Raw genomic sequence first — 12,631 nt, 5'->3', positions numbered from 1 at the left:
TGATTTTGTAATGAAAAAGGTAAGAATATTTGCTCCTGCTACAGTAGCCAACGTTTCCTGTGGTTTTGATATTTTGGGCTTCCCATTAAGTAATGTTGGAGACGAAATGGTTATCAGGAAAAGGGAAGAAAAAGGTGTCCGCATCACAAAAATAGAAGGGGCAGAAGGCCTTCCCTTGGAGGCCGAAAAAAATGTTTCCGGAGTGGTTGCTTTAAAGATGCTTGAAAAATTAGGGATTGATCAGGGAGTAGAAATTGAAATCTATAAAGGTATTAAGGCAGGAAGTGGAATTGGTTCCAGCGCAGCTAGTTCTGCAGGTGTGGCTTACGGGATTAACCAATTATTTGCTGAACCTTTTTCAACCCAACAATTGGTAGAATTTGCAATGGAAGGAGAACGGTTAGCTTCTGGTGTGGCACATGCTGATAATGTTGCACCTGCCATTTCTGGAGGCTTTACTTTGGTAAGGAGTTACCATCCCTTGGATGTAATTGCTATTCCCTCCCCGGACGATTTATATTGCACCGTTATTCACCCTCAAATAGAGGTGCGAACTGCCGATTCTAGAAATATTTTGAAGGAAAAAGTGCCCCTAAAAGATGCGGTACAACAATGGGGAAATGTAGCAGGTTTGGTGGCCGGACTGATAAAAAATGACTACGATTTGATAGGGCGCTCATTAGAGGATGTTATCATAGAGCCCATTCGTTCCATTTTAATTCCTGGTTTTGATAAAGTGAAAAAGCTTTCTGTAGAGGCTGGAGCCTTAGGGTGTGGTATTTCAGGTTCCGGACCTTCCATTTTTGCGCTTTCAAGAGGAAAGGAAACTGCCACTCGAATAAAGGAGGCGATGAATCAAGCTTATAAGGAGTTAGGAATTGATTTCGAGCTGCATTTATCCAAAATATGTGCCAGTGGGGTACGAACACTTCCTGAAAATATTTAGCCAGGCTCTAAGGAAAATAATAAAAAAGTTTGCTTAAAATTAAAAAGATGTATTTCTACAGCACCAATAAAAAATCAAACAAAACTTCCTTTAAAGAAGCTGTCATAAAAGGATTAGCTGACGATAAAGGACTGTTTTTTCCAGAATCCATTCCTGTTCTTCCAGAAAAGTTTTTTCAAAACTTAGATCAAATGAGTTTGCCAGAGATAGCTTTAGAGGTGGCCAAGCCATTTGCGAAAGATGATATTCCTGAAAAAGACTTGGAGAACCTTCTCAATGAAACTTTGAATTTTGAAATTCCACTCCGTAGAGTGGAAGAGGACATTCATGCTTTGGAACTATTTCATGGCCCAACTAGGGCTTTTAAAGATGTTGGAGCCCGCTTCATGGCTCGCTGTCTGGGCTATTTTAGTGGGGAGAAGGAAGTAACCGTTTTGGTGGCAACTTCAGGTGATACTGGAAGTGCAGTGGCAAATGGTTTTTTGGGTGTAGAAGGTGTACGTGTTGTCATTCTGTACCCTGAGGGTAAAGTGAGTGATATTCAGGAAAAACAATTTACTACCCTGGGTAATAATATTACCGCTCTGGAGGTCAAAGGGGCCTTCGATGATTGTCAGCGAATGGTGAAGCAAGCTTTCATGGATCAGGAACTCAATCAGAAACAAAATCTTTCTTCTGCGAACTCTATAAATATAGCCCGTTTATTGCCACAGTCCTTTTATTATTATTATGCTTATGGACAGTTAAAAGACAAAAGTAAACCAGTCATTTTTTCTGTGCCAAGTGGTAATTATGGAAATCTGACAGCAGGTCTATTGGCCAAAAGGATGGGCTTGCCTGTTCAACAGTTTTTAGCTGCTTCAAATTTAAACAGTGTAGTACCAGAATTTTTAGCCGACGGTGTATATCAAGAAAGGCCTTCCATTGCCACTATTTCTAATGCAATGGATGTAGGTGCCCCAAGCAATTTTGTCCGAATGCAAGAACTCTACGGCCAATCATATGACCGAATGACGGCAGATATTTCGGGATTTAGCTATACTGATGCTCAAACCAGTGAGGCTTTAGCCAAAATTTATCAGCGTACTAATTATTTAATGGATCCCCATGGTGCTGTTGGTTACCTGGCCTTAAAAGAATACCTGGCTAAAAATGAGGGAACTGGGATCTTTTTAGAAACGGCTCATCCGGCCAAATTCTTAGAAACGGTAGAGGAAATCATTGAAAAGGAGGTTGAAATTCCGGAGGATTTGAATGAATTCTTAACAAAGGAAAAGCATTCGGTCTCATTGGCCAATGATTTTGGTGAGTTAAAAGACTTTTTATTGAATAATTGATGAAGGAAAGGCTGCCTATTTAGACGGCCTTTTAAATTCTTTTCGTAGAAGCGAGAAATTTAATTTTCCTCCAATGAACCCTAATACTTCCCCAAAATAATTCCTCAAACCTTAAATTCTAGTCACATCACTATTCCGACTTGATACATAGTTGATATTTATCTTTTTTCTTTGAAATTCATTTCGCTTTTGGCAATTTCAGGCTTCTTTTGGGCGCTATATTCTATAGAAGCAGCCTTTTAGATAAGTTTAATTAGCTTCCTTTGGATGAAGAGATATTAATTGAAAATTGAATAATGAATAATTCACATTTTGTAAAGATTGCAGCTGAATTAGAGATTCAGTTGAGACAAATTGAAGCAACGGTCAATTTGTTGGATGAAGGGGGGACTATACCCTTTATTTCCCGGTATCGAAAAGAAATGACGGGTAGCTTGGACGAAGTTGTAATTACCCAGATCAGAGATCGTATTGCTCAACTTCGGGATTTGGATAAAAGAAGAGAAGCTATTCTTAAATCCCTTAAAGAGCAAGAGAAATTAACTCCTGAATTAGAAGAAAAAGTGAATGCGGCTGAAACCATGGCCGAGCTTGAAGATATATACCTGCCTTATAAACCTAAGCGAAGAACGAAGGCTACTATTGCAAGAGAAAAAGGTTTGGAGCCTTTAGCAAAGGATTTATTTGAACAGGAAGAAGTGGATTTGGATGGATTGGCCAAGCAATTCCTTGATGAGGAAAAAGGAGTGACCACCAAAGAAGAGGCCTTACAAGGAGCCCGTGACATCATTGCGGAATGGGTAAATGAAAATCAGGAAGCAAGGGCGGAAATGCGAGATTTGTTCTTAACTGAAGGAAAATTTCGGGCAAAGGTGATGACTGGTAAAGAAGAGGAAGGCCAAAAGTATAAAGATTATTTTGAATGGGAGGAAGACATTTCTTCAGCTCCGTCCCACCGAGTTTTGGCCATGCGAAGAGGGGAAAAGGAAATGGTGTTGATGTTAGATTCTTGTCCGGAAGAAGCTTCAGCGGTTGGTTTATTGAATCAACAGTTTGTGCAATCCGACAATGAAAGTGCCCAACAGGTAGAACAGGCTGTAAAAGATAGTTACCGCCGATTGATGAAGCCTTCCATGGAGACAGAAATCCGATTGACTTCCAAGAAAAAAGCAGATGATGAAGCCATTGCTGTATTTGCCGATAATTTACGGCAACTCCTTTTAGCCGCTCCTTTAGGGCAGAAAAATGTATTAGCTCTTGACCCCGGCTTTCGAACCGGGTGTAAGTTGGTTTGTCTGGATAGCCAGGGGAAACTTTTACATCATGATGCCATCTATCCTAATGAGCCTCAAAAGAAAGTGGCCGAAGCCACTGCCAAAGTAAAGGCTTATTGTGAACAATTTAATATAGAAGCCATTGCTATCGGAAATGGAACCGCGAGCAGGGAAACTGAAAGTTTTGTGCGAAGCCTCAACCTACCCAAGAACATTACCATAGTGATGGTAAATGAAAGTGGAGCTTCCATTTATTCTGCTTCTGAAGTTGCCAGAGAGGAGTTTCCAGATTATGACGTGACCGTTAGGGGGGCAGTGTCTATCGGAAGACGATTGATGGATCCATTGGCTGAATTGGTGAAAATTGATGCAAAGTCTATTGGTGTGGGACAGTATCAGCACGACGTGGATCAAACCGCCTTAAAAAATTCTTTGGATGATGTGGTAATGAGTTGTGTAAATGCTGTTGGGGTGGAAGTAAATACCTGTAGCAAACAACTATTGACTTATGTTTCCGGATTGGGACCCCAGTTAGCACAGAATATCATAGATTATAGAAATGAGAATGGTCCTTTTAAAAGCAGAGCGGAATTGAAAAAGGTACCACGTTTGGGAGCAAAAGCTTTTGAACAGGCGGCTGGTTTTCTTCGAATCCGAGGTGCAGCCAACCCATTGGACACTTCAGGGGTTCACCCGGAAAGTTATCCTGTGGTTAAACACATGGCAGACGATCTCGGCTGTAAAGTGAAGGATCTGATCCAGGATGGAAGTTTAAGATCGCGAATTGATCTAAAGAACTATGTTTCCGAAAATGTAGGTCTTCCTACCTTGAATGATATTATGGAAGAATTGGCCAAACCAGGTAGAGACCCAAGGGAGGGATTTGAGGCATTTTCCTTCATGGAAGGGGTCAATGAGATGGAAGATTTAAAGATAGGGATGGAATTACCGGGAATTGTAACCAACATCACCCAGTTTGGTGCTTTTGTAGATATTGGAGTGCATCAAGATGGTTTGGTTCATGTGAGCCATTTGGCGGATAAATTTGTCAGTAATCCGGCAGAAGAAGTAAGTGTGCAGCAAAAAGTAAAGGTTACCGTTCTGGAAGTAGATATACCCCGGAAACGTATATCACTTTCAATGAAAAGTGATCCTTTTAAGAAGACGCCACAAAAGCCAGCTAAAAAGAGTCAAAGACGAGAGCAGCAAAGTGAAGGTGGTGATTTTCAGGATAAATTAGCTATGCTGAAAGGTAAATTCAAAATGGGGTAAGAAGTGTGAATTTTAAAGTTAAGAGTGAAGAATATTATAGAACTCTTCTCTCTTAACTTTTTACTAATAATTATCGATTAGCGATATTGGAATAAGCTCTTTCCGTGCTACCTGTATAAACCTGACGAGGCCTTCCTATAGGTTCCTTGTTAGCTCTCATTTCTTTCCATTGAGCAATCCAGCCTGGAAGACGTCCCAAAGCAAACATCACGGTAAACATTTCAGTTGGAATACCTATGGCTCGGTAAATAATGCCAGAGTAGAAGTCTACATTAGGGTAAAGTTTTCTTTCTACAAAGTACTCATCTTTTAGAGCAGCTTCTTCTAGTTTTTTAGCGATATCCAATACAGGATCTGTAACGCCAAGTTTTTCAAGCACGTTGTCACAAGCTTTCTTGATGATTCTTGCCCTAGGGTCAAAGTTCTTGTAAACCCTGTGTCCAAAGCCCATCAATCGGAAAGGATCGTTTTTGTCTTTAGCTTTTGCTAAATACTTATCTGCATCTCCCCCGTCTGCTTTAATAGCTTCCAACATTTCAATTACAGCCTGGTTTGCACCTCCATGTAGAGGACCCCAAAGGGCTGAAATTCCTGCAGAAATAGAAGAATATAAACTTGCCTGTGACGATCCGACAATTCTCACAGTTGAAGTTGAACAGTTTTGTTCATGATCTGCATGTAGAATAAGTAATTTGTCAAGTGCATCTGCCACAACAGGATCAGCCTCATATTGCTCTGCTGGTAGGGCAAACATCATCTTTAAGAAGTTGGAACAGTAGTCCAATCTGTTATCAGGATAATTAACAGGATGCCCTTGTTCTTTTTTATAAGCCCATGCTGCAATCGTTGGCATTTTTGCAATTAAACGAATAATGCTAAGGTCTACAGCCTCAGGGGAACGACTTGGATCTAGAGATTCAGGATAGAAAGCGGTTAAGGCACTGACAAGAGAAGATAAAACCCCCATAGGATGGGCAGTTGATGGAAAACCATCTAAAATCTTTTTAATATCCTCGTTTACTAGTGTGTGACGTGTTATGTCTTCTCTAAAATAATCAAACTGGTCTTGGGTAGGAAGTTCTCCATAAATGAGTAGATAGGCAACTTCTAAAAAAGAAGATTTTTCAGCTAATTCTTCAATTGTATACCCTCTGTATCTTAAGATTCCTTTTTCGCCATCTAAAAATGTGATAGCACTTGATGTTGCACCTGTATTTTTATAACCATAGTCCAGAGTAATTAAGCCACTTTGAGCTCTAAGCTTGGAAATATCCATAGCCTTTTCATTCTCAGTTCCTTCTGTCACTGGCAATTCATAGTTCTGGCCATTGAATTTTAATTCTGCAAATTCTGACATTTTTAATATTTGTTTAGTTTGCTATAATAATCTTCCCTTTTCCTTTTGGAAGCGAAATTAAAGAAAAAATGCGTTAAATGAAACGCTGAAAGTTTTATTAACAAATCCCTTATTTTGGACTACTTATCTCCCCCCAAAATGATGGGTAGACCATCTTTGCCTTGACCAATGACAATGACTTTAGAATTTTGGGATTTAGATAATTCAAGAGTAGCTTCAATACCCTTCCATTTGAGGAGTTTTTCCGAAATTCCCTCTGAAACAATATCTTGAAAATCCTTTATTCCCTGAGCTTCTATACGTTTTCTTTCTGCTTCTTTTTCTTCCTTGGCAATCCTGAATTCATATTCTTTGGACTCTTGTTCTTGTTTTAATTTATTCTCAATGGCTGTTTTTATAGCGGAGGGAAGTTCAACCGTTCTAATCAAAATAGCATCCAGGTTTATGTATTTCTTCTCAATATTTTCTTTGCACTCATCGAATATTTCTTGCTGTATGGAGTCTCTTTTTGAAGAGTAAAGTTCTTCTGGGGTATATTTCCCAATTATATTTCTTGTGGCTGATCGTATTTCGGGAACCACAATCTTTTGGGCATAGTCTTTTCCTAATTCTTTATGAAGTTTTCCAAGGGAATTTCTTTCCGGAGCATATCGAAAAGAAAGATCAATACTAATGGAAAGTCCGTTGCTCGAAAGCACTTCCATTATTTCTTTACCTTCTTGTGTTCTTACATTGTAAAGGAACATGGTATTCCAGGGGGCTATGATGTGGAAGCCTTCTCCATAAAATGTAGTTGTGTCTGTTCCTCCTGTAAATTTTTTATAAAGCACTCCTGCTTCACCAGATTGGATGGTAATGAAAATGCTGTTGGATAAATAAATGACTAAAACAAAGGCAATAACCAAAATGGTAATTAATGGTAAAAATTTTTTGTTCATGATGATAGATCTTTACTTTTGACTATTAATTGATAAAGATGCAAAATTATTCTATACCATTTTCGCTTCGATAAAGAATAAAATATGAAAGATTAAATTGGCTGGATTTTTCGATGGAAACATTGGGACTGCTCTTAAAGATTTTACTGTCTATTTTAGAGACATGTGAGCAGTCATCAGAATCCTCTTTTAGAATGCCGCATCTAGAATTCATTAGGGTAGGCTAAATGAAGAAATAGGCTTTTTGGACTAAAAGCAGAACTCCTTAAAGTAGAATTGATTTTATTGGTCAATTATTTACTCTTTTTAAAATTAATTTATTTTGCACCAAATTCAATAGACCAAAATTCCTATTTTCCTCAAATTCAATAAATACTAATTTTTGATTCCAAATTAATTTTAATCTTCTTCCTGTTTATTGTCAATTTTTTGGGAAGAATCCACTCCAAATTTCAATTGCAATGTTTTGGTGTTATCTCCAGTTACAGTGACAATAAATAGGTTATCATATTCAGGGTCTTCCAATTCGCTTAAATTTGAACCAGTTATTTCATTTACTATATAGGGTGTTGAATCCGTATGCCCAATAATGAGTATAGTTTCTCCGGAGTGATTTTTTCTCAAACCTTCTATTAGTTCCTTATATTGTTTAGCTGGATATTCCTCGATATTGAGGTTTTTTTCCATGGCGGTAGGTGTGGCCGTTTGTGTTGTTCTTGTGAATTCTGTTGCATAAATCTCATCCAGATGAACATCTTTTAAGACTCTTGCCAGTTCCCGAGCTCTTTCCTTACCTTCTTCCGTAAGCAATGGATCATCACTTTCATCATAGAACCTTTCCGCGTGTCTGACAATAATGTAAGTAGTGGTCTTCAAGTCTCCAACTTGACTTTTATTTTGTTCTTTTTTTTCTGCTGGTTGACAGGCAGTGAAAGACAGAATGATTGTGAACAATAAAAGACCTAAAAAGTTTTGAAATGATTTTTGATTTTTCATTTGATAGATTTTAAAAAGTAATAAACTCCTTAGTTATTATATGTGCAAACGCTTTTTGTATATAATAAGTTTAACGCTCTTGGCTGAATAATGTATTAAGGATTTTTAGCTCTTTAAAAGTCAGTGAATTGTATCTCAATTATTTTTAGAAATGAATTTTAAAATTTACCATTTTTAATCTCAAAGATGGTAATATTTAAAATTAGCTGGAACTTTCCAAATCGGAAACTAGAAGTGGGAATTAAAATTCCACCCCAGGGGAAGTCAACATAGAAGTGATAGGCCCAGATGGTAATCCCCTGGTGAATAATGACCAAACTCCATTGAAAGTTCACTAAGGGTAAACCATACGTGTTTAAAATCTCTCTATCATTCAGGATCACGTCAAAAGTGGTCCTTTATCATTACCTCCACCCATCTTCTTATTGGAAGTATTACTTAGTTAATGCTTTGACCTCTATTGAAATATCCGTTTTTTGGCTAACCGCTAATTTGCATACCTGATTGTCATAATACATTTGCTTGAACTCTTCAATTGTACCCGTTGAGATAAAGTTATGAAAAGTTAACAGATCATAAACCCTTTCAAGGTTTTCACAGATAGCAAAAGTAATTTTTGGTTGATCCTGGAAAATTGGCCGTATGATAATTTCATAAGTTCTTTTCATAATTCGGATAATCTGTGATTTGGAGTTGGAATGGTAAGGGCATACATGTTCCTATCATTAATCTACTTATCAAAGTGGAGGAATATACCTTTTTTCAGCAAAATCTTCTTATCTATATTTAACCCAGTGTAAGCACAAGTTGCATCGCAAAATAGTTTCTTCTCATAATTTAAAAAATTTGGCTACAAACCTTTAAGCTATTTGACTAAGGTTTTAATGTAATTTTTATCAATAAAAGCTAAATTAATATAAATGAGAAAAAAGATACTCTAACATCCAAATTGCAATAATTTTGATAGATCTATTCATGTGATCATTTTATTTACTGGATAGACTAGAATCAATCTCAACCTGAAGTTTATAGGATTCCTCTAAAGATATTCTCAACCTAAAAGCAGTTTCTAAAATATTTTTACATTTTTCTAAGGCTTCCTCTGTTGTTTTATATCGGTCAAGACATTTAACAAAATAAGGTCGAAACTCTTCTATGTTGTAAGGGTGTTTGAGCTCTAATTCATTGATTCTTTTTTCAATGTTCTTATTTTCATTGTTAAGGTTGTTTTGTACTTCTCTAATTTGTTCATCCAGCCATGCATTTATCTTTATCCTCTTCCTGAATCGCCACCATTTCACACCTTTCATTTTCTCCTGATATGTTAGAAAGATAGTGTACAATAAGAGGCTGAATTTTTCCTTTTCCATATTGTATTTAATTCGATAGCGGAAATGAAAGCGTCCTAGTTTTCCAATCCTCAATTTCCTTTGCAGATAGATCTAATTCTTTTGCCACTTGTTTTATTGAGAGAACTCTAATGGGAATAGGAATGGAAGATATCTTTCTATGGATATTGTCCCTCATATCTACATATCCTTTCTTGGTTTTAAGCTTTGGGTTGATATCCGGTTGATCAATGGCAAAAAATTCACCTATTTTTAGCTCTTGGAAGTTTGTTACCTCTTTCATGGTTCTTCAACGTTGATTGGTTAACTCTTTTGAAGAGTTACCTAAACAAAGACAGCACCAAACTCTTCCCCAAATAGCTTAAAAAAAGAGAAAAATGGATTAGGATGGTCCTGAAATTAAATTTTCCTCATGCATGCAAATAAATGAACGTAAAACTCTTCATATTTTGTTAAGGGAAATAATAGTGTCTTAATTAAATATTATACTTTACTCTACCGTTAAACTAAAAAGGCCAAAAAAGAACGCTACGTTTTCCCATACAAGCATTGAGTTGCTGGAGAACCTAGGTTGATTTTTGGTCTTTCTTTTATATTTGACAACTCCTCTCGCCAAGGCAGAGAAGAAATACTTTTTTGATTATACTATTCCCAATCGTGGCTAGTATTACAGGTTGAGCATTCGATCCTGAGGTTATTCAAATTGTTATAGGCAGCCTTTGCTTCTTCAGCATTTAGTACCCCAGCATCTTTCAATTCTCTTTTCCAATCCTTGATATGCCCTATGTGTAAACCTTCATATAGAACAGTCCCCATACAGTTATCACATTTCCATGCCCTTGTAAGCTTGCCTTGTATATTGATCGTGCGGAAAGGTTGAACTTTTTCAAGCATATAAAGTCTGGTATCCATTGAATTTAAACCATACTCATTCTTATACCAATCTGGCCTTCTATGTAAACCGTCAACAAAACGATCAACAGCATCTTGGTCCACCTGGTTATTATCTTGTAGCGCTTGTACCGAAATGTAAATACCCGGTGGGAGCGCAAGTTGCATCCCAAAATAGTTTCTTCTCATAATTTAGACTTAATTTCTGATAAAAAAATTATAGAGTTTTGATTTGGTAATCTTTTATTATACTAAATTTATCGCTTTTATCCTATTCTTTAGAATTTATAATGATTATGTAAAACATAAAAAAAGCCACAGAGATTAATCCGTGGCTAGATAAAAAAGGGCTTATCTAAGCCCTTTTTCTTTTATATTATTTTTTATGGTTCTAATTTTCCTTGGCTCTTTTCATCTTTGCTGTTAGAAGGGAAAAGGTTTTTTAAAATCAAAGCTACCAGCCCGATGGTGCTTACTGTTGTTCCACCTGCTAAAGTAGTTTGGACCACTACCGGAATCTCAAGGAAATCATAATTATTAAAATTTATACCACTAAAAAAGATAAGCAGTATAATACTAATACACCACCAAACAAGAAAACTATAAGTCTTATACCCAAATTCCTTTTTTAATTCACGGTCTTGTTGAAGACTTTTTATTCGTTCTGCTGTTATATGATCATCCTTTGAATCATATTTTACAAATTCTTCATCGGTAGCAGCCTCAGGAGTGGGAAGGGAAGCTGAACCAATAAGTTCCCTTTTTATATCCTTAATACTAATATCAGAATCTTTCTTTTGATCAATTCCTGAACCCCGATCCATTAAGATTTAGACTTTCCTAGTTTGTAAAAATGCTCTTCAATGGTTTCGTTTGGAATAACCGCATATTTATTCTTTTTACCCCCTTGTTTGTTCCACACAATATCCCAAGGGCTACCGGCTTTATGGGTTAACATTGATATGTCCCATCCACTTACGTCTTTATAGACACTCCAAACTTGGTCCAAAACCTCTTTTTCTATATTTTTAAAACCCCACTTAATTGCCTTTTTATCTTTATCCTCCTCGTTCATAAGTAAAAGGTCAATCCTTTCATGGTCTTCCTCTAATAATGCGGGGGATATGATTTTTCTGGTACCATTAATCTTAAATTTATTGTATACTGACGGGATAACAGGACCATATTTCCAAGCTTCTACGGACTCGTTAATAAGTGGTTCTCCTCTGGAAATAGCAAGGTACCAACCATGAGCAAGGTAAACCAGTTTAATAGCTTTCATGGCGGTATAATCATATATACAATCTTCTTTGGCCTTATAGTAAAAATAATTGGCTACTGCCAATGGTTTTTGATGAGGGTTAGGCATGGGGGATAGATTAGTTTTCGGTAATGTTAAAAAATTTAGCCAATTTTTAAAAACTAAATCTTTTAATTTCATTGGAATGATATTTATTATGGACTTTTATAGTATTAAAATAATTAAATCAGGGAGAGCCTAAATGTACTTTGAAGTAGCTGCTATGTTAGAATAACAAAATTACAATATATAAGGGAGATTAAAAAATATAAATGCTAGTGGGATTCATTAAAATGCTAAGAAGTACGGGTATTTGTTGTTTTTAACTCAGATAAGGGGAAGGAATGTTATAAGTAAAAAGAGCCACAAAATAAAATTCTGCGGCTCTTTCGATAATTGGTTATAGTTTGCTTTATTAGATTAAACGAAATTAGGCAGCATACCCAAAAACTCAAAAAGAAAATCAGGTTAGTTTCTTAACATTTGTTAAAATCGTATCAAAAATTAGATCGCAAAGCATCTAATTATACACAGAATTTTGGAACACAAATAAATCATTGTATTATTAGACTGGAAACGTTTGATTAGATTGGGAAAAGCCAAAAAAGTGTTAAAGCAGGTTTAAGGTTTACTTATTTTTTCGTTACTCGACTCTTTTTTATACTTTAAAATCGGCTTCTATCTGAGGTAGGAGTAACCCTTTACCTAAGTTACATGAATGAAAACTAATTAATTAGTGGTTAATTTTTTTAGTAAAAATTAAACTTTACAACAAAAAATTAAGTGATATCAGACGTATTTGATTTCAGTTGCAGCTATTATGCTTGAAATCCATTTTTTGATTGTTAATTTTTTCGACTTGTATATTCCCAACTTTAAAATTGCGATTACTTCATAACCTATAAATGATGAAAAAGTTAGTTTTATTTTTGATTGCCCTTCTTTTTGGTTTAAGTGTATTTTTCTTTTGG

The 12,631-nt window shown here is 36.3% G+C and carries 13 protein-coding genes; 3 read left to right on the top strand and 10 right to left on the bottom strand.

What is annotated here, in order from left to right; all coding sequences use genetic code 11:
* The 3 genes from E1171_RS17740 to E1171_RS17730 all read left to right on the top strand — a co-directional run.
* Positions 1-946: homoserine kinase (locus tag E1171_RS17740; RefSeq protein WP_343031449.1), on the top strand; the 946-nt coding region annotated here is incomplete at its 5' end.
* A 47-nt stretch (positions 947-993) separates the two neighbouring features.
* Positions 994-2,283, top strand: a complete 1,290-nt coding sequence (thrC, locus tag E1171_RS17735; protein ID WP_155207397.1) for a threonine synthase — start codon at positions 994-996, stop codon at positions 2,281-2,283.
* A 296-nt stretch (positions 2,284-2,579) separates the two neighbouring features.
* On the top strand, positions 2,580-4,829 hold the full coding sequence (locus E1171_RS17730) for a Tex family protein (protein ID WP_155207396.1): 2,250 nt from the start codon (positions 2,580-2,582) through the stop codon (positions 4,827-4,829).
* 70 nt (positions 4,830-4,899) lie between these two features.
* On the opposite strand, the gene E1171_RS17725 is transcribed toward E1171_RS17730, so the two are convergent.
* The 10 genes from E1171_RS17725 to E1171_RS24310 form a co-directional block, all read right to left on the bottom strand.
* Positions 4,900-6,186 carry a citrate synthase gene (locus E1171_RS17725; RefSeq protein ID WP_155207395.1) on the bottom strand — a complete coding sequence of 429 codons (1,287 nt, stop codon included), beginning with the start codon at positions 6,184-6,186 and terminating at the stop codon, positions 4,900-4,902.
* 119 nt (positions 6,187-6,305) lie between these two features.
* On the bottom strand, positions 6,306-7,124 hold the full coding sequence (locus E1171_RS17720) for a prohibitin family protein (protein ID WP_155207394.1): 819 nt from the start codon (positions 7,122-7,124) through the stop codon (positions 6,306-6,308).
* A gap of 399 nt (positions 7,125-7,523) precedes the next feature.
* Positions 7,524-8,120 (bottom strand): histidine phosphatase family protein, encoded by a 597-nt coding sequence (locus tag E1171_RS17715; RefSeq protein ID WP_155207393.1) that lies wholly within the window; start codon positions 8,118-8,120, stop codon positions 7,524-7,526.
* A 434-nt stretch (positions 8,121-8,554) separates the two neighbouring features.
* Entirely contained in the window at positions 8,555-8,788 is a 234-nt protein-coding gene (locus E1171_RS17710; RefSeq protein ID WP_155207392.1) for a hypothetical protein, read from the bottom strand.
* 318 nt (positions 8,789-9,106) lie between these two features.
* Entirely contained in the window at positions 9,107-9,490 is a 384-nt protein-coding gene (locus tag E1171_RS17705; protein ID WP_155207391.1) for a hypothetical protein, read from the bottom strand.
* 7 nt (positions 9,491-9,497) lie between these two features.
* On the bottom strand, positions 9,498-9,752 hold the full coding sequence (locus E1171_RS17700; protein ID WP_155207390.1) for a hypothetical protein: 255 nt from the start codon (positions 9,750-9,752) through the stop codon (positions 9,498-9,500).
* A 362-nt stretch (positions 9,753-10,114) separates the two neighbouring features.
* Entirely contained in the window at positions 10,115-10,549 is a 435-nt protein-coding gene (locus tag E1171_RS17695; protein WP_155207389.1) for a GH-E family nuclease, read from the bottom strand.
* Positions 10,550-10,743: 194 nt separating this feature from the next.
* Positions 10,744-11,184, bottom strand: a complete 441-nt coding sequence (locus E1171_RS17690) for a hypothetical protein (RefSeq protein ID WP_155207388.1) — start codon at positions 11,182-11,184, stop codon at positions 10,744-10,746.
* Positions 11,184-11,729, bottom strand: coding sequence for a Panacea domain-containing protein (locus tag E1171_RS17685; RefSeq protein ID WP_187696523.1), 546 nt, complete (start codon positions 11,727-11,729; stop codon positions 11,184-11,186). The genes E1171_RS17690 and E1171_RS17685 overlap by 1 nt, the downstream gene beginning before the upstream one ends.
* Positions 11,730-12,449: 720 nt before the next feature.
* Positions 12,450-12,631: hypothetical protein (locus tag E1171_RS24310; protein WP_222931535.1), on the bottom strand; the 182-nt coding region annotated here is incomplete at its 5' end.

Origin of the sequence: Xanthovirga aplysinae (assembly GCF_009711365.1) — a bacterium.
Taxonomy (GTDB): domain Bacteria; phylum Bacteroidota; class Bacteroidia; order Cytophagales; family Cyclobacteriaceae; genus Xanthovirga; species Xanthovirga aplysinae.
Note: the sequence above shows the minus strand (reverse complement) of the source record. Positions and strands in the feature narration are given on the sequence as shown.